This window comes from Paracoccus versutus (assembly GCF_000763885.1).
Taxonomy (GTDB): Bacteria; Pseudomonadota; Alphaproteobacteria; order Rhodobacterales; family Rhodobacteraceae; genus Paracoccus; species Paracoccus versutus.
The window spans coordinates 14021-38564 of sequence record NZ_JRKO01000036.1; the positions used below are offsets into that span (position 1 = coordinate 14021).

The 24544-nt window shown below is 65.1% G+C and carries 25 protein-coding genes and 3 pseudogenes; 11 read left to right on the forward strand and 17 right to left on the reverse strand.

Features of this window, described 5'->3' with window-relative positions:
- Nucleotides 1-6: 6 nt before the first annotated feature.
- The 8 genes and pseudogenes from IT40_RS16375 to traG form a co-directional block, all read right to left on the reverse strand.
- Nucleotides 7-1014, reverse strand: coding sequence for an ABC transporter substrate-binding protein (locus IT40_RS16375; protein ID WP_036757513.1), 1008 nt, complete (start codon nt 1012-1014; stop codon nt 7-9).
- A complete protein-coding gene (locus IT40_RS16380; protein ID WP_052096052.1) occupies nt 1004-1807 on the reverse strand; it encodes an ABC transporter ATP-binding protein in 804 nt (267 codons plus the stop codon). The genes IT40_RS16375 and IT40_RS16380 overlap by 11 nt, the downstream gene beginning before the upstream one ends.
- Complete coding sequence (locus IT40_RS16385; protein WP_036757514.1) at nt 1804-2859, reverse strand: FecCD family ABC transporter permease; 1056 nt, start codon at nt 2857-2859, stop codon at nt 1804-1806. Before IT40_RS16385 ends, IT40_RS16380 begins: the two co-directional genes overlap by 4 nt.
- 493 nt (nt 2860-3352) lie before the next feature.
- Nucleotides 3353-3934, reverse strand: a complete 582-nt coding sequence (locus IT40_RS16390; RefSeq protein ID WP_072463115.1) for an ABC transporter substrate-binding protein — start codon at nt 3932-3934, stop codon at nt 3353-3355.
- A gap of 58 nt (nt 3935-3992) precedes the next feature.
- A pseudogene (locus IT40_RS30110) lies at nt 3993-4127 on the reverse strand (ABC transporter ATP-binding protein); the annotation flags it as partial.
- A complete protein-coding gene (locus IT40_RS16395) occupies nt 4124-4465 on the reverse strand; it encodes an iron chelate uptake ABC transporter family permease subunit (RefSeq protein ID WP_208021387.1) in 342 nt (113 codons plus the stop codon). The pseudogene IT40_RS30110 and the gene IT40_RS16395, both read right to left, overlap by 4 nt.
- Nucleotides 4452-4889 (reverse strand): annotated as a pseudogene (locus IT40_RS27690) (TonB-dependent receptor domain-containing protein); the annotation flags it as partial. The gene IT40_RS16395 and the pseudogene IT40_RS27690, both read right to left, overlap by 14 nt.
- Before the next feature lie 26 nt (nt 4890-4915).
- Nucleotides 4916-6079, reverse strand: a pseudogene (gene traG / locus IT40_RS16400) (IncP-type conjugal transfer protein TraG); the annotation flags it as partial.
- Nucleotides 6080-6285: 206 nt separating this feature from the next.
- Here traG and IT40_RS16405 point away from each other — a divergent pair.
- From IT40_RS16405 to IT40_RS16420, 4 genes are all read left to right on the forward strand, one after another.
- Nucleotides 6286-6480, forward strand: a complete 195-nt coding sequence (locus tag IT40_RS16405) for a type II toxin-antitoxin system VapB family antitoxin (protein WP_036757591.1) — start codon at nt 6286-6288, stop codon at nt 6478-6480.
- Entirely contained in the window at nt 6477-6842 is a 366-nt protein-coding gene (locus IT40_RS16410; protein WP_036757516.1) for a type II toxin-antitoxin system VapC family toxin, read from the forward strand. Before IT40_RS16405 ends, IT40_RS16410 begins: the two co-directional genes overlap by 4 nt.
- A 3-nt stretch (nt 6843-6845) precedes the next feature.
- On the forward strand, nt 6846-7379 hold the full coding sequence (locus tag IT40_RS16415) for an isochorismatase family protein (protein ID WP_036757518.1): 534 nt from the start codon (nt 6846-6848) through the stop codon (nt 7377-7379).
- Between the two features lie 75 nt (nt 7380-7454).
- Nucleotides 7455-7784: a VpaChn25_0724 family phage protein gene (locus IT40_RS16420; protein WP_036757520.1), complete on the forward strand. Its 330-nt coding sequence runs from the start codon at nt 7455-7457 to the stop codon at nt 7782-7784.
- 6 nt (nt 7785-7790) lie between these two features.
- On the opposite strand, the gene IT40_RS30850 is transcribed toward IT40_RS16420, so the two are convergent.
- From IT40_RS30850 to IT40_RS27695, 5 genes are all read right to left on the reverse strand, one after another.
- Nucleotides 7791-8429 (reverse strand): DUF3363 domain-containing protein, encoded by a 639-nt coding sequence (locus IT40_RS30850; protein ID WP_425272530.1) that lies wholly within the window; start codon nt 8427-8429, stop codon nt 7791-7793.
- Nucleotides 8430-8432: 3 nt separating this feature from the next.
- Complete coding sequence (locus tag IT40_RS30855) at nt 8433-8690, reverse strand: DUF3363 domain-containing protein (RefSeq protein ID WP_425272531.1); 258 nt, start codon at nt 8688-8690, stop codon at nt 8433-8435.
- A complete protein-coding gene (locus tag IT40_RS30860) occupies nt 8630-9562 on the reverse strand; it encodes a relaxase/mobilization nuclease domain-containing protein (protein ID WP_425272533.1) in 933 nt (310 codons plus the stop codon). Before IT40_RS30860 ends, IT40_RS30855 begins: the two co-directional genes overlap by 61 nt.
- 248 nt (nt 9563-9810) lie before the next feature.
- The gene (locus IT40_RS16430; protein WP_036757522.1) at nt 9811-10392 is read right to left on the reverse strand and encodes a hypothetical protein; all 582 of its coding nucleotides are present in this window, start codon (nt 10390-10392) and stop codon (nt 9811-9813) included.
- A 49-nt stretch (nt 10393-10441) separates the two neighbouring features.
- A complete protein-coding gene (locus tag IT40_RS27695; protein WP_243700263.1) occupies nt 10442-10762 on the reverse strand; it encodes a hypothetical protein in 321 nt (106 codons plus the stop codon).
- A 795-nt stretch (nt 10763-11557) separates the two neighbouring features.
- Between IT40_RS27695 and IT40_RS16435 the strand changes: the two genes are divergently transcribed.
- Genes IT40_RS16435 through kce form a run of 3 tightly spaced genes read left to right on the forward strand, consistent with a single transcriptional unit; the run spans nt 11558 to nt 14298 of the window.
- On the forward strand, nt 11558-12454 hold the full coding sequence (locus tag IT40_RS16435; protein WP_036757525.1) for a VOC family protein: 897 nt from the start codon (nt 11558-11560) through the stop codon (nt 12452-12454).
- 37 nt (nt 12455-12491) lie between these two features.
- A complete protein-coding gene (locus tag IT40_RS16440; RefSeq protein WP_036757527.1) occupies nt 12492-13355 on the forward strand; it encodes a fumarylacetoacetate hydrolase family protein in 864 nt (287 codons plus the stop codon).
- A 16-nt stretch (nt 13356-13371) separates the two neighbouring features.
- The gene (gene kce, locus IT40_RS16445) at nt 13372-14298 is read left to right on the forward strand and encodes a 3,5-dioxohexanoate:acetyl-CoA acetone transferase (RefSeq protein ID WP_036757530.1); all 927 of its coding nucleotides are present in this window, start codon (nt 13372-13374) and stop codon (nt 14296-14298) included.
- A 167-nt stretch (nt 14299-14465) separates the two neighbouring features.
- On the opposite strand, the gene IT40_RS16450 is transcribed toward kce, so the two are convergent.
- The 3 genes from IT40_RS16450 to IT40_RS16460 all read right to left on the reverse strand — a co-directional run bounded on the left by IT40_RS16450 (nt 14466) and on the right by IT40_RS16460 (nt 18217).
- Nucleotides 14466-16076 (reverse strand): FAD-dependent monooxygenase, encoded by a 1611-nt coding sequence (locus IT40_RS16450; RefSeq protein WP_036757533.1) that lies wholly within the window; start codon nt 16074-16076, stop codon nt 14466-14468.
- Between the two features lie 239 nt (nt 16077-16315).
- On the reverse strand, nt 16316-16987 hold the full coding sequence (locus IT40_RS16455; protein ID WP_036757535.1) for a GntR family transcriptional regulator: 672 nt from the start codon (nt 16985-16987) through the stop codon (nt 16316-16318).
- A gap of 285 nt (nt 16988-17272) precedes the next feature.
- Nucleotides 17273-18217: a ketopantoate reductase family protein gene (locus IT40_RS16460; RefSeq protein ID WP_036757538.1), complete on the reverse strand. Its 945-nt coding sequence runs from the start codon at nt 18215-18217 to the stop codon at nt 17273-17275.
- Nucleotides 18218-18363: 146 nt separating this feature from the next.
- Between IT40_RS16460 and IT40_RS16465 the strand changes: the two genes are divergently transcribed.
- Together IT40_RS16465 and IT40_RS16470 are read left to right on the forward strand one after the other, a co-directional pair.
- Nucleotides 18364-19755 (forward strand): FAD-dependent oxidoreductase, encoded by a 1392-nt coding sequence (locus IT40_RS16465; RefSeq protein WP_243700265.1) that lies wholly within the window; start codon nt 18364-18366, stop codon nt 19753-19755.
- Between the two features lie 83 nt (nt 19756-19838).
- Nucleotides 19839-20618, forward strand: coding sequence for an SDR family NAD(P)-dependent oxidoreductase (locus IT40_RS16470; protein WP_036757542.1), 780 nt, complete (start codon nt 19839-19841; stop codon nt 20616-20618).
- A gap of 78 nt (nt 20619-20696) precedes the next feature.
- Here the strand turns inward: IT40_RS16470 and IT40_RS16475 are convergent, their stop codons facing one another.
- Complete coding sequence (locus IT40_RS16475; RefSeq protein ID WP_052096064.1) at nt 20697-22097, reverse strand: FAD-dependent oxidoreductase; 1401 nt, start codon at nt 22095-22097, stop codon at nt 20697-20699.
- Nucleotides 22098-22287: 190 nt separating this feature from the next.
- On the opposite strand from IT40_RS16475, the gene IT40_RS16480 reads away from it, so the two are divergent.
- Nucleotides 22288-23211, forward strand: a complete 924-nt coding sequence (locus tag IT40_RS16480) for a fumarylacetoacetate hydrolase family protein (protein ID WP_243700264.1) — start codon at nt 22288-22290, stop codon at nt 23209-23211.
- A gap of 191 nt (nt 23212-23402) precedes the next feature.
- Nucleotides 23403-24509 carry an ABC transporter substrate-binding protein gene (locus IT40_RS16485; RefSeq protein WP_084197207.1) on the forward strand — a complete coding sequence of 369 codons (1107 nt, stop codon included), beginning with the start codon at nt 23403-23405 and terminating at the stop codon, nt 24507-24509.
- The last annotated feature ends 35 nt before the right edge of the window (nt 24510-24544 follow it).

Here is a 24544-nt window from a genome sequence, read left to right on the forward strand (position 1 = left end):
GGACGCTCATACCCTGCCCCCCAGGATTGCGCGGAGCTGCCCGTCGTCGAGTTCCGTGCCGAAGAAGCTCTTGTAGAAGTCCCGCACCGTCGCGATCAACGCGGCTTCGGGGAAAAGCTCGGGGTGGAAATGCGAGGCCGCCCAAAGCACGGTCAGCGGCTGCTCGACCGTGCGATTGGCCCAGATATGCGCCCCCATCGGCGCGACGAGAATCCGACCCTCCTGCACCGCGCGCAATTGCGACAGGTTGGCGTCCTCGTCCAGGCGGGCGACATGGGTCGGGTCGCCGACGATGACGATGTCGGGATCGGCGGCCAGCACGACCTCGGTGGTCAGCGCCAGGGTTTCCTCGCTGCGGCCGTCGTCGGTGACGGAAACCCCGCCGGCAGCCGTGATCCACCACTCTGCCACCAGATGCGGCTGGGTCATGTTGACCGGATTGAGATAAAGCACCGAGGGCCGGTCCGCCACACCTTCGACCCGCGCCGCGACGTCGGCCAGCGTGCCGTCGAACCACGCGGCATAATCCGGGCCGATGCGGGCATTGCCCAGCAAATCGCCGACCAGCGCCACGCCGTCCTTGACGTCATCGGGCGTCTGGATGCGCAGCACCACGGTCGCGATGCCGTGCTGATCCAAAAGATCCGCCGTGTCCTGGGCGAAAGTCAGCGCCACGTCTGGATCGAGCGTTAGCAGTTCCTCCAGCGCCAGGTTGCGCTCGGCATCCTCGACGCGGGGGCTTTGGGCAAGCTGCGGCGCAAAAACGTCCTGCCAGGCCCAGCGGCCCGATTGCCGCGCCCAGGGCGGCAGGTCGTTGGCGATCAGCGCGCCTTGGCCCGCGGCGAAGACGAAGCTGTTGATCACCGGCACCGAGCCCAGCGTGGCGACGCTGTCGATCCGGTCCGGCACGGCGACGATGCGGCCGGCCATGTCGGTAATGTCGCGGGCCAGCACGGCGCCCGACAGGCCAAGGACGAGCATCCCTGACAGGATGGGGACGGCTTTAAGGAACATGGTTGCTCTCCGGTTGCGGGGAATGGAAAAGCGGGGCGCAGGCCAGCGTGCCGTCGGCATCGCGGATGATGCGGATGCCGCGGCCGTAAAGCGCGCTCAGATAGCCGGGCCGCGCCAGATCGGCGACCGGCCCCGCCCCGTGCATTTGCCCCCCGCGCAGCGCGATGAAGCGGTTGCCGACATGCAGGGCGTGGTCGGGGTGATGCGTGACCATCAGGATGCCCAGCCCGTCCCGCGCCAGCCCGGCGACGAGATCCAGCAGCCGCAACTGGTTGCCGAAATCCAGGCTGGCCGCGGGCTCGTCCAGGATCAGCAATCGCGCCTGTTGCGCCAGCGCACGCGCCAGCAGGCAAAGTTGCCGCTCGCCGCCGCTGATGGCGGCAAAGGGACGCTCGGCCAGATGGGCCAGCCCGACCCGGTCCAGGCAGTCCATGGCGATGGCCCGGTCCGCCCGGCCCGGCATGTCCAGCCGCCCCAGATGCGGCGAGCGGCCCATGAACACCATCTCGCCCACCAGGTGGCCGAAGGCCGGCTGCGTCGCCTGCGGCACATAGGCCATGCCGCGGGCAAGCGCACGCGGCGACAGGCTGGCCACCGGCCGTCCGTCCAGCAGGATCGAGCCGCCCGAAGGCGTCAGCGCCCCGATCAGGCAGCGCAGCAGCGTCGTCTTGCCCGCACCGTTCGGCCCCAGCACGCAAAGCACCTCGCCCGGATCCAGCACGAAGCCGATATTCTCCAGCCGCTGCGCGCCGGCACCATGGGCAAAGGACAGGCCGGATACCGCCAGCCTCATGACCAGCCCGTCCTTGCCCGCAACAGCAGCAGCAGAAACAGCGGGGCGCCGATGACGCTGGTGGTGATGCCCAGCGGGATCTCCATCGTGGTGGCGCCGCGCGACAGGTTGTCCACCAGCAGCAGGAACAGCGCGCCGGTCAGGGCCGAGACGGGCAGCAGCCGGTCGAAGGACGAGCCGACGAGCAGCCGCGCGATATGCGGCACCACCAACCCGACCCAGCCGACGATCCCGGCGATCGAGACGGCCGCCGCCGTCATCAGCGTGGCCGACAGGATCAGCGCGATGCGGATCATGCCGGTGTCCACGCCCAGCATCCGCGCCTCTTCGCTGCCGACGCTCATCACGTTGACCTGCCATCGCAGGGCGTAAAGTACCGCCAGTGCCAGCCCGACCAGCAGCGCCACCAAGGGCAGGTCGCCGGGCGTCACCCGGTTCAGCCCGCCCAGCAGCCAGAACGTGATCGCGGGAAGCACGTCGACGGGGTCCGCCACGATCTTCAGCACCGAGATCATCGCCTGGAAGAACGCCGCGATCACCACGCCGACCAGCACCAGCACGATCAGCGAATGGCGGTTGATGGCCTGCCCCACGACAAGGACCAGCCCCACGGCGCAAAGCCCCATGGCGAATGCACCCGCCTGGATCGCCCAGGCGCCAAGGTTCAGCGTCACGGCAAGCGAGGCCCCGAAGCCCGCCCCGGCCGAGACCCCCAGGACGTCCGGCGCCACGATGGGATTGCGAAACAGCGTCTGGTAGGCTGCGCCGGCCGCGGCCAGCCCCGCCCCCACCAGCATCGCGGCAAGAATGCGCGGCAGGCGGACATTGGTCACGATCTGCTCGACCGCGGGCGACCAGTCGGCCTGAACCTCCCAGAACTGCGAGGCCAGCACCGCCAGCACCGTGCCCGGTGGAATGGGCACCCGCCCCAGTCCCAGAGAAAATACGGCCAGTCCCAGCAGGGCCAGCGCCAGGGCGGGGATCACCGTCAGGCGCCAGCGTCGCGGCCGTGCGACCTGCCGGGCGGGCGCAAGAGGGGCCGGCCTGCCCATCCGCATCACCGCTGCCGCCGGGAGGGGCCAGAGCGATCCGTTCCCGTCGGGCCCTGCGCCAGTGCCCGCGCGACGGCCGGGATGGACCGTGCCGATGCCAATGCGGCCGGTCCTTTGCCGATACGAACCACCACCCTCGTCTCCTCCTCGCATCCCACCGAATCGTTATATTCATTCAAGCATAACGAAGGGAAGGCAAAGGGCATATTGCGGCATATTGCCCGATGCGACAAAACTCTCGCGCGCGGGTGGGCGGAAAGATTGCGCCACCGACCAAGGCATCCACTTCAAAAGAAGCTTGGTTCAAAGGTCCGCTGCTCATCTACTGCTGTCTCTATGATCATCCCGGACTGCTGCGTCAGTATGTCGACTTCAGGAACTCGGCGATCTCGTCGTCGACCAGTTCGATGCCGTAGAAGTTGCGATAGAAACGCCGGGTTTCCTCGCGCATGTCGATATCGGCAAAGGCGTCCGGATAGAGCGTGCTGGCCGGCTAGAGGAATTGAAGCGCTTCTTCCGAGGTTCCCCGGCACCACCAGAACAGCCCGCGCGGATTGGCGTAGACCCGGCCCTCGCGCACCGCCTTGACGTTGCGCCATTGCGGCCTGGTGCGGATTTCCTCGGCGTCCTCGGCATTCATCGAGATGATGACATCGGGGTTTCCGGCGATGATATCCTCAAGCGAGGCAATGCCCGAGGCATAAGGCATGTCTCCGAACCAGCTTTCCGCGATATTGATCGCCCCGCCCAGATCCATCCAGTCCTGGTTCAGCGACGGTCGTCCCGAGGTCGAAAGCGGCGCGCCCGAGGCCAGGTAGACCCTTACGCGCCGATCAGGCGGGATGCCTTCCAGCCGCTCGGCGACGCGGCGGCGGTTGTCGTCGAAATAGCCTTGGTATCTCCTGGCGACTTCAAGCGCATCCGGCCCAAGCATTTCGCCGGTGATCAACACGCGCTCGACCAGCGCGTCGATGGAATTGCTGCGAAAGGACGCCACGGCGATGCCCGCCACCCGAAGCTGCCTGGAAACAGCGTCGGGTAACGCACGCGAGGAAAACAGGATGTCCGGCTTCATACAGAGAGACGCTGCCGCGCGCCGGCCGCAGCAGCTTCAGCATAAGCCGCAGCAGCGTCGATTTCCCCACCCCGTTCGCGCCCAATATGGCGACGATCTCGGCCTCGCGGATAGCGGGTTCGACGTCCGACAGGATGACGCGCCGGTCGCGGTCGAAACCCAGACCCTGCGCAGAGATGACGACCCTGCTCATGTCCAGCCCCGGCGGACGCGCGACAGGACGAGGACGAAGATCGGGATGCCGAGGATCTCGGTGACAATGCCGATGGGGATCTCGATACCCGAAAGCGACCGCGCCAGGATGTCGGCACCGACCAGAAAGGACGCTCCCAGCAGGGCCGAAGCGGGGATCAGGCGCATGTTCATCGAACCGATCATCAGCCGCGCGATATGCGGGATGATCAGGCCGATCCAGCCGATGATGCCCACCATCGACACCGAGATCGCCGAGACCATCGTCGCAACGGCTATGACGGCATAGCGGATCAGCGCCACCGGAACGCCAAGCGTATGGGCCTCATCGTCGCCCATCGACATTGCGTCCAGCGCGCGGCCCAGCATTCAGACGATCAGGATAGACATTGTTCTCGCCGGTGAAAGGGAAGGGTCGCTCGATACGGAACACCGCCACCAAAGCATCCAGGCCGCCTAGGTCGGCCTTGACCCCAGCCTCGACCTGCTTGCTGTGCTCGGGTGCGGGCACCTGTCCGGCGTTCGCGGCCGTGGTCGGCGCGATACCGCCGCTTTGCAGCGAGTCGGCATCGGTGGCGACGCTCGCGACAGGTTTGTAGGTCAGCGCCACGCTGGAGCTGAAGCCACTCTTGCTGTATCTCTGCGTGACCGTGCCGGTCTCGTCATAATTCTTGACGTCGAACCATGTGTAGCTGCCCGACAGGATGGCCGACCACCGTTCGTTGAAGGTGATGCTGTCACCCAGCACCAGGCTTTGCGATCTGTTGCTGAAGGATCTGTAGCGCGGCCCCGCCGCCCGAGCTGGTTGAGGACCAGCCGGATCAGCGGCTTGGTGCGCGAGATGTCCGAGGGCGGGACGACGCGGTAGAGCGTCGAGGGAACGTCGCCCGCGATCAGCTCGGCGATGCGCCAGTCGCAGTGGCTGGTGACCTGGGCGACGACCGGATCGCGATAGAGGCCGAGAAACGACATTGCCGTGCTCAGCACGCCGGAGCGTTCGTTCTCGGACTTATTCAGCAGTTCCCGCGCGGCGCTGGCGATGACCGGATGCGGGCCTGCCTCGCCCAGATGCGGGGTATTCATCATCGCCGCCAGCGTCGCCTCGATCGAGCGCCGCGGATCGGAGAGGAAGGCCGCGACGCGGGCGAGTGTCTTGCCTTCCTCGGCATAGAGCACATGCAGGATGACGCCGACCAGCAGGGCGTGGCTGGTCTTTTCCCAATGGTTGCGCTTTTCCAGCGAGCCTGCGGGATCGACCAGGATGTCGGCGATGTTCTGGACGTCGCGGACCTCCCATTCGCCGCGCCGCACCTCCAGCAGCGGATTGTAGGCGGCGGACCGGGCATTGGTCGGATCGAAGAGCAGCACCCGGCCATGCCTGGCCCGGAACCCGGCGGTGAGCTGCCAGTTCTCGCCCTTGATGTCGTGGACGATGGCCGAGCCCGGCCAGGTCAGCAGCGTCGGCACCACCAGCCCGACGCCCTTGCCGGAGCGGGTGGGGGCGAAGCAGAGCACATGCTCGGCGCCGTCATGGCGCAGATAGTCCTCGCCCAGCTTGCCCAGCACCACGCCGTCCGGCCCGAGCAGCCCGGCTTCGCGGACCTCGTCCGGCTTCGCCCATCGGGCCGAACCATAGGTCTCGACGTCTTCGGCCTCGCGGGCGCGCCAGACCGACATCAGGATGGCGATGCCGATGGCCAGAAACCCGCCCGAGGCCGCGATGATGCCGCCGATGTTGAAGGTGGTCGGGGCGTAGGCATCATAAAAATACCACCACCAGAAGAAGGCCGGCGGGTAATAGACCGGGATGCCCCAGATCTCGAACCAAGCTGGGCCAAGCTGCGATTGGAAGCCGAGGCTCCAGGCCACGTATTGCGTTGCCGCCCAGATGAAGGTGAGCACGATCAGGAAGACCACGCCGATCTGGCCCCAAAGGATCTTCGTGCCGGACAAGGTGGTTCCAGCCTCCCTGCAGGTATCCGATGCAATGAGAAAAACCCGCCTGTCGCGGGATTCAACGGCTATGCTTGGGCTGATCGCAGTTCAGCGTAGGGAAGCGTAAAAATACCGGCAGGCTGCCGCGGGCAGGTTCCGTGCAATACATCGTAATCGGCACCGAATGATGCTACATTGGATGCGTCACTTTCGGAAACATGGCCATGCGCACGACCCTGAACCTCGATGACGAGTTGCTCCAGCAGGCCCGCGAGCTCACCGGCATCGGCGAGAAGGCCGTTCTGGTGCGCGAGGGGCTGAAGGCCCTGATCGAGCGCGAGAGCGCCCGGCGGCTCGCCCTGCTCGGCGGCACCGACGAGCGGGCCTCGGTGGCCCCGCGGCGGCAGCCGGCGCCGTGATCCTCGTCGACACCTCGATCTGGATCGACCATCTACGCGCGGGCGATACGGAACTGGTCGATCTCCTGAACGCCGAACAGGTGCTGGCGCATCCCTTCATCATCGGCGAGTTGGCGCTCGGCAGCCTCAAGGACCGGGAAACCGTCATCGCCGCGATGCAGGGCCTGCCGCAGGCGCCCGTGGCCAGCCATGCCGAGGTGATGGCATTGATCGACGCGCGGCGGCTTTTCAGCCTCGGCATCGGCTATGTCGATGCGCATCTGATCGCCGCCACCCTGCTCGCCCCCGGCACCACGCTCTGGACCCGCGACCGTCGCCTGAGCGCGGCAGCAAAACACATCGACTTTCCTCCGAAAGGATGACCCATGTCCCTGATCGACTCCGCCCGTTCGCTGCTTCTGCTCATCGACTTCCAGGCCCGCCTGATGCCTGCCATTCATGAGGCCGAAGCTGCCCTGCGCAATGCCGGCCGGCTTCTGGAAGCAGCCGGGATGCTGGATGTTCCAAGCCTGCTGACCGAGCAGAACCCGAAAGGTCTTGGCCCGACCGTCGGGCAATTGCCGGTCGGCGATGCCCCGGTGGTGGCGAAGCAATCCTTCGGGGCCTGTGGCAAGGAAGGTTTCGCGGATCGCATTCCTGCGAATGCGCAGGTGATCGTCGCAGGCTGGGAAGCGCATGTCTGCGTGTTGCAGACGGTGCTGGGACTGCTGGAAACTGGGCATCAGGTCCATGTGGTGCGCGATGCGATCGGATCGCGGCAGCCGGAAAGCAAGGAAACCGCGATCCGCCGGATGGAGCGCCACGGGGCCGAGATCGTCACCACGGAGATGGTGCTGTTCGAGTGGCTGCGCACGGCGGCGCATCCCCGATTCCGAGAGGTGGCGGCACTGATCCGATAGGAAGTCGGTTGGGCGGGCCGCGATGCCACCCGGGGTCGGCAACGTCGTTTTCTGAAACCATCCATGAGGGAACCAATGCCGGACTACGGATCGAACCAGACCGGGACGCTGGAAACCATCACATCCGCGCATCGCGCCCTGGCCATCCTCCGTGCCCTTTCGCGGTCACCTTGCGGGAAAAGCAACGAGGAAATCCTGTCGTCCTGGCTGGACCAACTCGGAATGCCATCCAGTCGCGTAACGTTGAGGGATTGTCTTGATCACCTCGCGGCGCGCGGGCTGATCGCAATATCGCAGGTACAGGATCTGAAAGTTGCCGAAATCACCCGGCATGGGCAGGAGGTCGGGGACGGCCTCGCCGTCATCGAAGGCATAGCCAGGCTGGGCGTCGACTGCCCCTACTGATCACCGTCACAGCCCGAGTCCGCGCTTGCGGCCGAAGGACCAGTCCACGCCGCCATCGCCGCGGGCCTTGCCGGAGACATGGCGGCCGCGATAGCGCTCCAGCGACGGCGTCCAGGGCACCAGCCTGAAGCTGAATCCGTCGTCGATCATGGCGAAGCGCCCCGAGGCCAGGAGGAAGCGGCGCCGATAGGTGCCGGTGAGATGCTCGCCGGCCACCGCCCGATCAAAGGGCAGGCCGGTCTCGGCCGCGAGCTTCTCGCCGAGCGCCTGGACCTCGCGGTCGCGCGGGCGATTGAGCAGGTTGCGGACGAAGACCACGCGGCTTCCCTGGCGCTGGGCGAGACCCTGTTCGACCAGGTATTCGGCCCGCTGCTTCATGGCCTGCCGCAGTTCGACCCCGAAGCCGCCCTCGCCAAGCGCGACGGGGGTGCGGGCAAGGGCCTGGCGGTCGAGCCAGGTGGCACCCGTGGCGGTCGCCTGCGCCCGGATATCGAGATCAGAGCGCACCGCCGGCGCCACGCGCCGCCGGCCATTGGCATCGTCGAACTTGCGCAGCTCGACGATGGAGCCCGGCATGCTGTCGCCGGCGGCATCGAGATCGGGCAGACGGATGTGATCGCTGCGCCCGTCGACGCCGTCGACCACGGCCTAGGCGGTGCCCTTCAGCTCGTCGTCGAGTCCGCGCTCGGACAGCCGGCCGAGAACTGGATCGTCGAGGCTCTCGCCGGCCAGCACATAGCTGGCGCTGCCGCGCTCGATGCCGCGTTCGCTGAGGCCGCGATGGATGCGCTTGATGATGTCGCCGCGCAGGCCCATCTCCCGCAGCACCGCCCGGGCGATCTCGGTCAGCACCCATTGGCCGGGGCCGAGCTGCTCGGCGAGGCCGAGGGTCTCGAGCTTGCGCAACCGGGTGACCTTGAAGTTCGCATAGGCGTCGGGCTGCCGGTCCGGATGCGGGGCGAGGTCGATGATGTCGCCGCGCGCGGCATCCCGGACCAGCTGGCGGTCGAGCGCGGTCCAGCGTTCGGCCTCGATCTGACGCACCAGGTTGCGGCGGATCTCGTGGTCATGGCGCGGCCCCAGTTCCTGGGTGTGATCAGGTCCTGTGCCCGGCCGCGCAGCCCTTCGCGGATATAGTCGCGCGAGATGACCAGATCCTTGCCGTCATCCGCCCGTCCCCGCAGGATGACATGGACATGGGGATTGTCGGTGTTCCAGTGATCGACGGCGATCCAGTCCAAATCCGTGCCGAGGTCCTTTTCCACCTGCGTCATGAAGTCCCGGGTGAACCGCTTCAGGTCGGCCATGTCGGCGGCATCCTCCGGCGAGACGATGAAGCGGAAATGGTGCCGGTCGTCCTGGCAGTGCTCGGCGAAGGCGGGATCGTCGGCATCATCGCTGCGGGCGTGGGACATCAGCCCGCCGCTGTCGTCGCGGCGGACGCCCTCGCGCTGGAGATAGGCGAGATGGGCCGTCATCGGCGCCGAGCGGAAGGACCGGCCCCTGTGCCGGACCACCCGCGCCTTCACCACCACCCGGCGTTGCGGCGAGAACAGACGCGAGCGGCCAAAGCCCGCCCGTCCGCGCCCAAAGGTCGAGTGGCCGGTGCGGACGGATCGCCCCGAGGACGACGATTCCCCGGCCGATCCCGACTTTCGGACCGGCCCGGCCTTCCGCGCCGCGCGCAGCACTTGATTGACGAAGCTGCCGCTGCGGGGCGCCGGGGTCGAGCGCGGCCTGCCCGGGCGGATGCGGAACTCGCGGTCGTCATGGCTCATGACAACCCTCCCTGCCCCGCGATCCGCGCAACAGTGCCGAAATCGGCGCTGAAATCGCGGCGAAGCCCCCAAAAAGCGGCATGGCCGCCGACCGACTGGCCCCGGAAAAGACCCGCCATGTCAATAGCGTAGGTCTGACGGGCCGGGGCCTTTATCCTGCCTCTCCAAGCCGGGGGGCGCGGTCCGCAGGGCCGCGCCCCCCGGCTCTACGCTAAAACCGCCCATGCTACGATCTGACGAAAAAAAGATCATGACGTGCTCCTCGGAAGGGCACGCCCCCGGCGGGTGCTGTCCAATAGCGCCCAATCGGGCATCGGATCGTCCGGCAGGGTGAATTTCCGCTGCCAGCTATGCCAGGCTGCGGTGACCGCGCCGGTGCCGGGAAACAGGTCGTCGATTGCATCCTCGGGCCGCGCGGCGACCATTTCGAAGGCCCAGTGGCAGACGGCTTCCGGCTTGGTGCCGGTCAGCCCGCGGCGCAGGGTGATGCTTTCCTGGATCCAGTCGCGCAGCACCAGCCGCTTGCTGACCACGGGCTTGCGGGCGGGTTTGACGATCACCGGCTCCCAGGCCCAGGCGACGGGGACGTTGCGCTTGAAGGCGGCGAACCCCTTCACCCAGGCCATCCAGCGCGCGCCCGTCGGTTCGACCAGCGGGGCGAGCACGGCGAGGGAGCGCGGCGTCGCGGCGGCATGCAGGATCCAGCCGTCGTAGTCCCGCTGCAAACGTGCGATCAGCGCCGCATGATCGACCTCGCCAGCATAATCGGGACGGTCGCGGTAGAGATGCGCGCAGCCGATATAGGGCGGGTCTGCATAGGCGATCCTCATGGCTGCGGCCTCCTGTCTGTGCGGGCGAAGTAGCATTTGGAATGTTTTTTCATTGCACGGCTCCTGCATCGGAACGGCGCACGAACAGGCCCCCGGATTGCGGTGCGAGGGCGTCTGAAGCGGTGTCGGCCCGTTCGGCATGCGGTTCCGGATCGGCAGCCAATGCGCCATCGGACTGCGCAGGTTCTGCATCGGGCCAGCGCACGAACAGACCGCTGGGCTGGGGTAGTTCCGCATCCGGACCGCCGGTCATACTGCCGGCAAAGAGTGGCGCCTCCCGCCAGTCGGACGGCGGCGTGGAGACCGAACCGATGGTCTGGTCGGCAACGCTGATCGTGGCGCCGGAGGCGAGTGCGGCATCGCATGTCACCTGCCGAAGATTTCTTCCGATGCAGGCTCTGGCATGGCGGTTCCACCAGGTAGGCGAACCACCAGCTGGATGGATCCAGCAGCCCGTTCTAGGTCTTCAGTCCGGTCTTCAGCCGGACCCGAGCCGATCCGGGCGATGCTCCCTGACGCATTCGGCGGCCAAAGTGACTTCCTGTTCTGCCGTATCGCCGGCGGGTGCCTGATCGCCGATGGTATGCGGAAAGGCGGGATTCCGAACGTGGCATCTGTTCCCGCCCCTTGCCCAGCCCAAGACAGCAAGGAGATCCGCGCGTGGTGCGCGGATCGAGACGAGCTGATATCGTCCCCGGGGATCGACGCGGGCTTAATCCGCGCTCATCCCGGTGCCAACGGTTTTTCCATACTTTGCGTCCGCCCGGCACCTGCCTGCCGGTCAATGAGCAAGCGCAGCGCGTGCCGCGCGTCGTCATCCAGCCGCCCGCCGTGGTGGAACGGCATCGAAACCGATCAACGGGCGCAGGCAGCTGCTTAAATCGGCCGGAAATCTGTCCAACGATCGGGGGATAGCTCGCCTTGGCCTGCTCCCAATGACGGGTCCATCCTGCTTGTTGGGCGCTTTCCCAGCGCGGGCGACCTCACTGGCTCGGGGGCACCAATTCATAAATTATTTTTTCTATAATAATATATTTTATGGACATGACTTGCCTTCGGCTCTATGGCTGTTGGAAAGCCGACTCCCCTCGACGACCGGCCGAATGCAAACCGCGGCCCACTGTCGGCGACCGAGACCGAACGATCTGCATGAAGGGAGGAAATCATGCTCAAGCCTTATGCCCCCAAGGTGTTTCAACTGGGCTATGTCGGCGTGGATACGCCGGACCTCGCCCGCGCCCTCGACTATTACGGCGAAACCGTCGGCATGACCGAAACCGACCGCGGGGACGGCGCAAGCTACCTGTCGGTCGGCTACGAACATCACAACATCATCCTGCGCCAGACGGCGGCCAAGGGACTGGGCAACATCGGCCTGCAACTGAAGCCCGACAGCGATCTGGCCGCCCTGCGCAAGGAGGCGCAGAACCTGGGCCTGAAGGCCGAGATCAAGACCGACAGCCAGCCCGGCATCCGCGAGATGCTGGAGATCGAGGCGCCGGGCAAGATCGCCGTGCAGCTTTACACCGACATCGATACCCCGGCGCCGGGCTTCAAGCGCACCGGCATCGCGCCCCTGCGGCTGGGCCACGTGGCCATCATCAGTTCCGATGCCAAGCGGCTGATGGTCTTCATCGAGGATTTCCTGGGCTTTCGCTTTACCGACACGATCGAGGGCATCGCGAACTTCTACACCTGCAACCGCGATCATCATGTGTTGAACATCGTCGATGCCCCCGAGGACCGCATCCACCACATCGCTTTCCAGCTCAAGGGCAATGCCTCGCACGCCATGGCCAGCGACGTGCTGCGCGAACGCGGGGTCAAGGTGGAATGGGGGCCGGCCCGCCACACCGCAGGCCATAACCTGGCCGGCTATCACTTCGACCCCGACCGCGTGCTGATCGAGCTTTACACCGACATGGACGTCTACATCCCTGAACTCGACATGTGCGAGGCGCGGCCTTGGCACGAACATCTCCCAATGCGCCCGCGCAACTGGAAATTGAGCGAACTGTCCGCCTGGGGCACCGATTTCGAATTCAACCTCGCCCAGGCCTGACCGCCCCGTTCCCGCGACCCAAACGAAAGGAAACCCCATGCGGCTCATCCGCTTTACCCGCGCCGGTGGCGGCGCGGAAACCGGCCTGCTGTTCGGAGACAAGATTGTCCCGCTGGCCAGCGTCCTGCCTGATGCCCCGGCCACGGCGCTGGCGGTGATCGCCGAGTGGGAGACCATCGCCCCCCACCTGGATGGGATCGCCGATGCCCCCGGCCTGTCCCTGTCCGAGGTTCGCCTGCTGGCCCCGGTCGAGGCGCCGCAGAAAATGCCGGCCATCGGCCTGAATTACGCCGACCATATCGAAGAGGCGAAGCATCTGGGCGTGACCATCCCGACGGAGCAGGTCTGGTTCTGCAAGCAGCCCAACTCGCTCGCAGGGCCGTTCGACGGGATCGAACTGCCCCGCGTCTCGGATCAACTCGATTACGAGGTCGAACTGGTCGCGGTGATCGGCAAGCGCGGCCGCCACATCAGCCGCGAGGATGCGCCGAAGCATGTCTTCGGCTTCACCGTCGGCAACGACGTCAGCGTGCGCGACTGGCAGCGCAAGACTGCGCAGTGGATGCTGGGCAAATCCTTCGACACCCATGGTCCCATCGGACCAGTCATCGTCACCTCGGACGAGATTGGCGATCCCCATCGGCTGGCGATCCGCAGCTGGGTGAACGGCGAACTGCGCCAGGACTCGAACCTGAAGCATCTGGTGTTCGACGTCTGGGACCAGATCGCCGAACTGTCGCAGGCCATGACGCTGGAACCGGGCGACCTGATCTTCACCGGCACGCCGGGGGGCGTCGGCGCCGGGTTCAATCCGCCGCGCTTCCTCAAGCCTGGCGACGTGGTCCGCTGCGAGATCGAGGAAATCGGTGCCATCGAAAACATCGTCGTGGCCGAGGCCTGAGGCAGGGGGGACCGCAATGGCACGCAAGATCATCATCACCTGCGCGATTACCGGGGGGATTCATACCCCCTCGATGTCACCGCATCTTCCCGTCACCCCCGACGAGATCACCCGCTCTTCGGTCGAGGCGGCCGAAGCAGGGGCGGCGGTCATCCACCTGCATGCCCGCGACCCGGAAACCGGCAGGCCCGACCAGTCGCCCGCGCGCTTCATGGAGTTTCTTCCGCGCATCAAGCAGCAGACCGGCGCGATCCTGAACATCACCACCGGCGGCGGCCTTGGCATGACGCTGGAGGAGCGGCTGGCACCGGCGCTTCACGCGGCACCGGAGCTGGCGTCGATGAACATGGGCTCGTTCAACTTCAACATCTCGGGTGCCGTGCGTGCCCTGAAGGGCGAACCGCGGGATTGGGAAAGGCCCTATCTGGAAGGGACGCGCGACATGATCCTGTCGAACACCTTCACCCAGATCGAACGCGGAATGCGCGAACTCGGCGATCTTGGCACCAAGTTCGAGTTCGAATGTTACGACGTCGGCCATCTCTACAACTTGGCCCATTTCGTCGACCTTGGCCTGGTGAAACCGCCGTTCTTCGTCCAGTGCATCTTCGGCATCACCGGCGCCATCGGGCCCGACCCAGAAAACCTGATGCATATGAAGACCACCGCCGACCGCCTGATCGGCAAGGATTACCTGCTGTCGGTTCTGGGGGCCGGACGGCACCAATTCCCGCTGGTCACCATGGGCGCGATCCTTGGCGGCAACGTGCGGGTTGGGCTGGAGGACAACCTCTATCTGGGCCGGGGCGAGCTTGCGCCGTCGAATGCCGCGCAGGTCGCCAAGATCCGCCGTATCGTCGAGGAACTGGGGCTGGAAATCGCCACGGCGGACGAGGCGCGGCAGATGCTGGGCACGAAAGGCGCCGGGGCCGTCAACTTCTGATCGTCGGCCGCCGATACGGATGGGCGTTTACCGGAACATTTGCGGCCCGGCCAACTTGTTGGCCGGGCCGTTCGTCCTGGGTATTCGATATGTTCCGTCACCACCTGCGCGATCTGCCGAGAGGGATGTCGGCCAACGGCGCACCACTGGCCGAAATCGGCAGACCATTACGCGGCGACGGGTTTTCCCTGCATCGCGTCGAGCAACCGGCTGTCCGACGGCAGGCTGTCGCCGCGCCAGGCGACGTGCTGGTCGGGCCGCACCAGGACCATGCCGGCACCCATCAAGGCCGGCAGTGTCGGATCGTCCAGGACCAGCACCTCCAGCGGGATTGCCCGTGCGGCAGCCTGATCGACCAGCGCGCCAGTCTCGGCGCCGCCGGTCAGGCACAACAGCGTGTAGCCCCGTCCCAGCCGATCATAGAGCGAACGGCCATCGGCCAGCCAGGCATGGGGCAAAAGATGCCCCGGCCGGGCACTGGGGCGATAGTCGCTGACCAGAAGCTCCGGCTCGTCGCCGGGCTCGGCCACGATGGCGGAAGAGTCCGTATAGCGATAGCCCAGCACCAGCCCCAGCGAGCGGAACTCGGGGCTTTTCAGCCGCTCCACCGCCTCGGCGGTGGCCGCGCGGACGGCATCGGCCTCGGGGCCTTTCTGCATCAGGCGCGGATCGGCGAACTGGTCACTGAGCGAGGCGAAGTTGCGGGTGGAGCTCTCGATTACCGCCGCATGGACCTGCCTGCGTTCGGTGTTGTAGCTGTCCAGCAGCGTTTCGCTGCCCCAGCCCTCCAGACTGGCCGAAAGCTTCCAACCCAGATCGACGGCATCGCCGATCCCGAGATTCATCCCATGCCCGCCGAAGGGCGAATGCAGATGACATGCATCGCCCAGCAGGAACACCCGGCCCTTGCGATACTGGTCCGCCATCAGCGAATTGACCACCCAGTTGTCGCGGGTCATCACCTCGATAGGGAAATCGCGGCCGATGGCCAGGCGCACCTCGGCCAGCAGGCTTTCCACGGGGGTATCGGGCGCGGCGGGCTTGATCCAGAACCAAAGGTCGTCCTTGTCCATAGGTCCCATATTGCAGGTCGCTTCCGGATTGACGATCCAGTGGAACAATGCCCGGGTCAGGCCGGGCGCGTCGTTCAGGCCACGGATCCGCAGGATCAGCGTGGCAAAGGTCATCAGGTCGCGCTGACCCTGCATGCTGTAGCCCAGGGCCTCGCGCACCTTGCTGCGCCCGCCGTCGGCAGCGGCCATATAGCGGGCGCGCAGCTCACGCTCGGTCCCGTCGGGCTGCGTCACGGTGGCAGTCACCCCGGTTTCGTCCTGGGTGAAGCTGGTCATCCGGGTGCGGAAGCGCAGGTCGCAGAGCGGCCGGCTGCGGACATGCTCGGCCAGGATGCCCTCGACCACATATTGCGGAATGAACTCGGCGTTTTCGGGAAAGGCATCCCGTCGGTCGGGTTCGGCGCAGAAGGCGTCGTGGAACGTGAAGATCGGCGGCTCGAACAGGCCGGTGGTGAAAGTGACATCGCGCGGGAAGCCGTCGGTCAGCGGCGACAGGCGGCGCACCTCGGGGGCCAGGCCCCAGCGGCGCATCTGGGTCATGCTGCGCACGTTGGTGGTCTTGGCGCGGGGCTGCACGCCTGTCCGCTCGTTCCGCTCAACCAGAATACAGCTATGACCGCGCAAATCCAGCTCGGTCGCCAGCGCAAGACCCGAAGGCCCGGCGCCGATGATCAGCACATCGGCATCGAACAACTGCGAAGGCATTAATCTCTCCTCTCTTGCCGGGCGTGGGCCACCCCCGCCAGATCGCCTGCAACGAAGTCAGCCCGGCCATGTCTGCGCGCATTTCAGGCAGGCAAACCAGCATCTCCTGAAGTTGCCGGATCCGCGAGAGTCGCGCAGGCTCCTCTCCGTGGCTGGAGTTGAGCCGATATTAGTAGACATTGCAAGATAAAATATATCTTTTTTAGGTAAATAGATTCATTATGCCGTAGGAGACGCCCTTACCTTCCAACCACGGTGTCCATCAGAATCTGCCGCGTTTTGTTCAGATGGTCGCGCAAAAGCTGGGTGGCCGCCGGGGCATCGCGGGCGATCGTCGCTTGCGCCAACGCACGATGCTCCCCCTCCAGATCACGGCTTTGCCGCTCATAAGGAAGTGTCGCAGCGCGGTAGCGTTCGGCCTGGACGAACAGCATTTCCCGCAGGCGCAGCAACCAGGGGCTGTCGCAGGCTGCGACGAGCGCCTCGTGGAACCGCTTGTGCGCAGCGTTCCAGGCCGGATTGGACCGCTCGGGATTGGCCGGGTCATGAAGCGGCAGGCGCGACAGCTCGAACTCGGCGGCCACGATATTCGTCTCCCATTTCAGATCGCCGTTGCGGATGGCATTCGCCAAGCATTCGCTTTCGATCATCACCCTTGTCTGCGTCAGATCGGCAAGCTCACTCTCGGTGATCTTGGCGATCCTGTATCCCTTGTTGGTTTCCGCGACCACCAGCCCTTCGGAACTCAGCCGGGACAACGCCTCGCGGACCGCGCCGAGGCTGAAGCCGAGTTCCTTGACCAGATCAGAGATCTTGACCTTTTCTTCGGACAGAAACCTACCGCCCAGAATGTCGGCTCTGATCTGGTCATACGCGACAGAGGCCATACTCTGACCGGTTGTCTTGGGCATAGGTATCCTCTCTCAGCAATCCGCATCGAATAATAATCGTGATGCGCCCGTTGAATCTACATTCTTCGTTTGTGCGACATAGATGAAACATGTCGGTTGTTAGCAGAATGTATAGATTTGTCTGCGATATGCAAATTATTATGGCGGCAGATGGCCATGCCGCTGCCAGCCCGCCTGCAGAGCGTCGCGAAAACGCGACGCCGCAGATGCCGGTCCAAGTCGGAATCGCAGGATTTCGGCACGGATGTTCCGGTATCCGAGAGCCGGACATCGGTTGGCTGATCTTCAGGCGATGAAGTGCTTTTCAAGACCCCGGATGAGGGCGGCCAATGTGTGGAGCGTCGGCGTCGGCACGCCGTGACGTTCTCCGAGACCCACGACCGACTCATAGATCTGCTGCACCTCGCTGTGCTGGCCCGCCTCGAGATCGCGGCGCATGCTCGATTTCATCTGGCGGTTTTCGGGCGGCAGCGCGATCTGGTAGAAAATGTCATAAGCCTCGGCTTGGTTGATCGGGATGCCCGAGGCACTGGCGACCGCAGCGGCTTCATCGATGGCCCGCAGCGCCACGGCGCGCAGTTGGGGGTCATCGACGATCTGCCCCGCCGTCAGGTTCGTGGCCCCGCTGATCGCCGAAAGGCCGATATTGCCCAGCAGCTTGCGCCACTTGTCCCTCGTCACATCGGCGCTTGCCGTGACGGACAGGCCGTGGCGCGACAGGAAATCGGCCCAGCGCGTCACACGGTCGGACAGCCCGCCGCCGATCTCGCCCATATCCGTCGGCAGGTCGACGACATGGCGGACGCGGCCCGGAGCTTCCATCATCGCGGATTGCGACGTCAGCCCTGCAACGACACGGCCTTTTCCAAGGATCCCCTCGATGACCTCCTCGTTGCCGAGTCCGTTCTGAAAGCTGACGGCGACCGCGCCGGACCCGTCGAAAAGATGGCGAACCGAGGCTGCTGCCTGGGGATTGTAGATGGCCTTGCACTGAAACAGGGCGATGCCGATGGGCCCCGTGATGGTCGAGGCATCGGTGGTGGCCCTGATCGGGATGTGTCGGTCGCCACCATGTCCCGTCAGGATCAGGCCGCCGTTCTGCTGGATGGCCCCGATGTGGTCGCGGTTCACGTCGACAAGGGTGACGTCGGCGCCGCCCTCGGCGAGGCGTCCTCCAAACATCGACCCCATGGCGCCAGCGCCCACGACGACAATGCGTTGTGATTCCATGATTGCCCTCCCTACCTGGAGGAAGGTGTAGGATTAATCATATACGATTTACAAGATAATATTCTTTTTGTTTGACCTGCGATGCGGTTGGTCCTTATCTGGACGGGATCGCTGCGCTTTGCGGTTCGAAGGAGGTCGTGGACGATATGGAAGTCATGTTGGCAGATGTCGTGGTCGTCGGCGGGGGCGGGGCCGGGCTCGCCGCCGCGGTCGAGGCCGCCGAAGGGGGCGCAAGGACCGTTCTGCTTGAATCCGAGGGTGCGACTGGGGGCAGCACCGCACTTTCGGCGGGCCATACTGCCTTTTGCGACACGACCATCGTGCCGGGTGGCCGAGAAGCGCTTTATGCCGACCTCATCGCGGCCCATGACGGCGAAGGCGATCATGGGCTGTCGCGGCTCTATGTCGATGAGGCCGGCGCCACCTGCGAATGGCTTGCCGAGCGAGGGATCCACTTCGCCCGAAGCGTGCAATTGGCCAAGATGAGCCGCCCCTGGGCGCATGAGATGCCCCTGTCCGGCAAGGGGGGCGGGGCACAGATCACAGAAGGGCTGGAACAGGCGGCAAGGAAGGCCGGAGCACAGATCCTGCCGGGACATCGCGCGCGGCGCCTGCACCTGGAGGGGGATCGCGTGACCATGCTCGACGGCGACGGTCCGGAGGGCGCGTTCCGCATCCGCGCCGCGCGCGGGATCGTGCTGGCTTCTGGCGGCTTCACGCGCAATGCCGAAATGATCCGCAACTGGGGACCGAAGGGAGCGGACAAGATCGTGCCTTTCACCGGTGCGGGGTCGCGCGGCGACGGGCTGACGATGGCGCTCGCGCTTGGCTGTGGCACCGCCTACATGGCACCCGGCATTTCCCCGACCGGACCGGCCGATCCGGTGACCGGCAAGGGTGTCCTGATGATCTATGCCGGCGCGGTGATGATCAACAGGGACGGGCAGCGCTTTCATCGCGAATCCGATCTTTATAGCGACATCAGCAAAGCCGGGATGTCGCAGCCGGATACCCTGATGATCCAGGTCTATGACCAGCGGGCAAAGGACTACTTCGCCACGACCATGTGGGCGCGCGCCCTGACGGGCTTTGTCGAGCATGCAGCACCGGATCTGCCGTCGCTGCTGAACAAGCTCGCAGAGGAATGCGGGCTTGACGCCGCCGCCGCCGCCGAGACCATCGCGGACTACAACCGGAGCCTGCCCGATGGCGACAGGCTCGGCCGCCGCCATCTGGTCGGGGACAGCGGTCAGGCAACGCCCGTCGACAGCGCACCCTACTATGCGGCCATCACCCGGCCCGGCACCAGCCACTACAACGGCGGAGTGCAGGTCACTACGCGGATGGAGGTCAAGGATGTGTTTGGCAACGTGATCCCCGGCCTCTATGCGGCGGGAGAGATCATCGGCGGCTTCCACGGCCCGAACTACATGTCGGCGACACAGGTCGGAAAGGCCCTGATCTTCGGGCGCATCGCGGGCCGGTCGGCGGCCATGGGCGACGACTCGAATATCAACCAGGTCGCCACATCCCGATGAAGGGCCGCCTTGCGGTCCCGTTGCGATACGGCAACGATTTCCAGCATCATGCCCATTGCCGGGCCAACTGAAGGACAAACACCATGCGTCTTGCCGACAAGGTCACGATCATCACCGGCGCGGGCGGTGGCATCGGCTCGGGGCTCGTGCGACGCTTTGCCGAAAGCGGTGCAAAGCTCTGCCTCACCGATTACAACCTCGAGGCGGTCGAGCGGCTTTGCGACAGGCTGGCCCTGCCCGACGATCAAGCCCTGCTGCTCCAGCACGATGTTGCCGATGCGGCAAGCTGGGAAGAGGTGGTCCGCCGGACCTGCGAGCGGTTCGGGCGTCTCGACGTCCTTGTCAACAACGCGGGCGTGGCGGCACGAACGGGGCAACCCTATGACGCCATCGAATTCGAGGACTGGCGGCGGGTCATGTCGGTCAACTTGGACGGTGTTTTCCTTGGCATGTCCGCCGCGGCGCGCGCGATGCACCGGACGGGCGGAGGCTCGATCGTGAATATCGGATCAACGGCAGGATTGTCGGGAACGAATGGCGGCGCGGCCTACGGGACCAGCAAGGGGGCGCTGCGGACGCTGACCAAGCAGGCCGCCTATAGCTTTGCCATCCACGGCTACGACATCCGCGTCAACATCATCCATCCGGGCTATGTCTGGACGGATTTCGTCCGGGCTTCGGCCTCTGCCCGCTATGGCAGCGAGGAAGAGGCGCTGAAGGTAATGACCGCGGAAGTCCCGTTGGGCCGGATGATCGAGCCGGACGACATCGCCTGGCCCGCGGTCTATTTCGCGTCGGACGAGGCGCGCAACGTCACCGGGTCCGAATTGATCGTCGATGGCGGAAGGCGCTGCCGACCCTGAGGGATGCGCGGATGAACGGTTGCGTTTCCGTTCATCCGGCCCGACTTTCTGATCGCCGTGGCATTTGCGGGCGGTCTGTCAGCCCTGCCTGACGGAATGTGCGGCGGCGTTGATCCCCGCTTCCCGGCCAAAGACAAGCGCCATCCCGATATGGGATCCCGACATGTAGCCGGTGCCGTGAAAACCGCCCGTCACCTCTCCGGCCGAGAACAGGCCAGGGACAGGCTCGTTGAACACATCCAGCACCCGCATCTGCGCATCGAGGGCCAGGCCGCCGTTGAAATGGGTCGTCCCCGGCACCGCGATGATCGCATGGAAGGGCGCCGCCGTGATCGGCTGGGGCGCGCCGACCGAGCCGACGAGACACCGTCGTCCGAAAGCGTCCTGCCCCGATCCGATGGCGGCGTTATAGGCATGGATCGTCCCAAGGGCCTTTTCGGGGTCGAGCCCGCATTCGTGGCGGAGACGCGTGACAAGGTCCTCCAGCGTGTCGGCCGTGAACTCCCGCGCCCCGGCATAGACTTTCGACCACATGGTCTTGCTGAAATTGTCCTTCACCTTCGCGTCGAAGATCTGGATCATCAGCGACTCCGGCTGGGACAGTCCTTTCAGCGTGATGTCCGTATAGGGTTCCGATTCGTCGCAGAAGCGCCTGCCCGCCTTGTTGAGCAGGATGGCGCCGCAATAGTTGATGATGGACGTCACGCCGGTGTGGCGATCGACCGGGCCAGATGCGGCAATTCCGGCGGTCAGAAAGCGGGTGCCGGCGCCAAGCGCCATCGCCATCAACAGGCCGTCGCCGCGCGAGCCCGGCGCAGTGACCGGCATGATGCGCTGTGTTCCGGGGCCTCCGAAATGCTTGATGAGATCGGGATTCCGGCTGAACCCGCCCGTAGCCAACACCACCGCCCGCCGCGCCTCGAATCGGCGGCACCGGCCCTCCGTCTCGACCTCGACATGGGTGACGCGCTGTTGATCGCGGACAAGGCGCCTGGCCCGGACCCTGCGCAGGATCCTGATGGGCCGGGACTGGGCCGCTGCCACCAGGGCATCGACGATCTGCGCCCCGCCGCCCCGGTTCTGCAACGGCATCTCGTGCGCCCAGGGCGCGCTCATATGCGCGAGCTGCACCGATTTCGCGAACCGGACGCCAAGTTCCTCAAGCCGGGCGAAACTGCGGCCGGACCTGTCGACATAGACCTGCAACAGGGCCGGATCGGCGTCGGGATGGGCGTGGGCAAGATCCTGCAACAGAAGGGCACGCGGCTCGGGCGCGAATTTCGTTTCGCACAGGGTGACATGACCCGTCGCAGGCAGCATGCCGCCGCCGAGCTGGTTTTCCGATTCGAGAAGAACCACCTCGGCTCCGAGGTCGCTGGCCTCTATCGCAGCCATCAGGCCGGCGGGGCCCCCGCCAATCACGATTACATCGGCCCCCTGCCCGTCAGCTTGACCATCATTCTGCACCTCGACGTTCATTGGCGATACCTCGCAGTTTCTGCATGTGATTTCAGAGATCCGACCAAGCAGGATTGAGTGCCGGGGGCGGTTGCGCGGCTGCTCGCAGGGGCGGGCCGTCATGCCCTGGCGGGCAGGAAGCCAGTCGGATTCGCTCTTCTGTTCGTAAGCGACCCATATCACCATCTTTCGCAAAAAATATATATTTAAGTTGACAGAATCTTTTATTTTGGGGATTGTGCTGTCAGAAAGCATGTCGGCGTTCGGGGAGGAATGCATGCGGTTTGTGAGCTACGAGAACGCCGGGATACGCGGCTTGGCCGTTGCCACGGAGGGCGACGGATATCGCGGCCTCCTTGCCTCCGACAGCGGTTTTCCGGGCACGCTGGACGAGATCGTGCGGCGCAATGATTTCGCGGCAGCCGCCCAGGCGCTTCGGTCGGGCGCACCGCTCGATCTCGATGCCGTGACCTTTCGCACGCCGCTGGCCAATCCCGGCAAGGTTCTTTGCGTGGGCCTCAACTACTCCGACCATGCCGCCGAAAGCGCCATGGAAGTGCCGCCGTTCCCTACGGTTTTCGCGCGCTTTCCCAGCGGCTTCGTTGCGCATGGCGCGCCGCTTGTCCGGCCCCGCGTCTCGGAAATGTTCGACTACGAGGGCGAGGTGGTCGCGGTGATCGGCAAGTCCGGGCGCGAAATCCCCGAGGCCGAGGCGCTAGATCATGTATGCGGCTACTCGATCTTCAACGATGGCTCGATCCGCGATTTCCAGTTGCAGACGCCGCAGTGGACGGTGGGCAAGAACTTCGACGGGACGGGTGCTTTTGGCCCCATCTTCGTCACGGCAGACGAATTGCCGCCAGGCGCGGCGGGGTTGCGGATCGAAACGCGTCTGAACGATCAGGTCTTGCAGCGCGCCAATACCGACGATCTGATCTTCGACATCCGCAAGCTGGTTTCACTGTTGAGCATCGGCATGACGCTGGAGGCCGGCGACATCATCGTGACGGGTACGCCCTCGGGTGTGGGGATGGCGCGCTCTCCCAAGGTTTTCATGAAGCCGGGCGATGTCTGCGAGGTCAGCGTGGAACGGATCGGCACGCTGCGGAACCCGGTGGTCGCGCAAGAGGCGTGATCGCCGAAGATCGGCCTTGCGAAGCAAGGCCCTGGCGGCCCCGAAAGTGCCCGCGACCATGTTCGGGACCGCAACCCGCGACTGACCAGGTGGAACGCTGAACATGCCACGTCGGCCTGGATGTCCAGGGGGTCCGACGCCGCCGGGGAAGAACAAGCAACGCAAATGCGAAATGCACAGAGGAGGAAAGCATGAGCAATCATAAGGGTTGGGTTCACAGAACCAGGCAGATTATCTTTTCCCTTCCCATCGCGATGCTGGCGCCCGCGGGCATGGCCAGCGCTGAAACCGCAGCGGGAACGAATTTCGATGAAATCCTCGCCGGCGCGAAGACCGAAGGGAAGCTGACAGTCTGGGGTTCGTTCCCGCAAAAGACCGAAACCCACGCGGCGCTGATCAAGGCATTCAACGAACGCTTCGGTCTGGAAACCCAACTGGAATGGGTTCCGAACCCGCCGATAACCTCGAACTCGCGCGCACTGACGGAAAAGGCGGGCGGCGGCTCGGTCAGCATGGACATCATCGCCGGTTCCTCCATGGAGGACACCGTGTTGATGGCCGACCAGGGCTTGATCACGAAATTCCCGTGGACGGAAGTGTTCGGCGAACAACTGCCCGCAATCAAAGATCTCGAAGAGCAGATGTTCGACGAATATCGCGACGTGGCGCTTCCCTATTATGTCATCGCGTACGGCTTTGGCTGGAATCCCAACTTCATAGACGACGCGGACGTTCCCGAGACCTACGACGATCTGCTCGACCCGAAATGGAAGGGCAAGATAGGGTTCAATTCGTTCTTCGCGCCGATCAACATCAACAGCTATGTCATCGGCTATGACGGCGCGGTAGAGTATGCGAAGGCGCTGTTCGCCAACCAGCCCGTGTTCGAGAAAGGCACCCTCGCCGTGCAGAACGCGGTCATTTCCGGTGCTGTTCCCTTCGGCGTCATCAACTCTATCGGCGCGTTTACCAGCGAACGGACCGGCGAACCGCTGAAGTTCAAGCTGCCGTCCGACATCATCGCCCTGTCCAACCTCCATATCTATGTGCCTGAAGGCGCACCACACCCGAACACCGCGCGGCTGTTCACCGCCTGGATGGCGGTCGAGGGCGCAACGGTCGGCGACGCTTATGAGCCGATGGTTCGTCCGGGCGACAAGAGCGCGGATCTGGTGCGCATGATCGAGGAGCGTGTCGCGGCCACAGGCGCGAAGGTCTCGCAGGTGAGCGGCCCTGAAGACCTGGAAACCTCGGAGCGCGTCAACAAGACCCTCGCGGATATCGTCGCCGGGAAATAGCCGGGTCACCCGGGAAAACCGCGTGATCCACCACA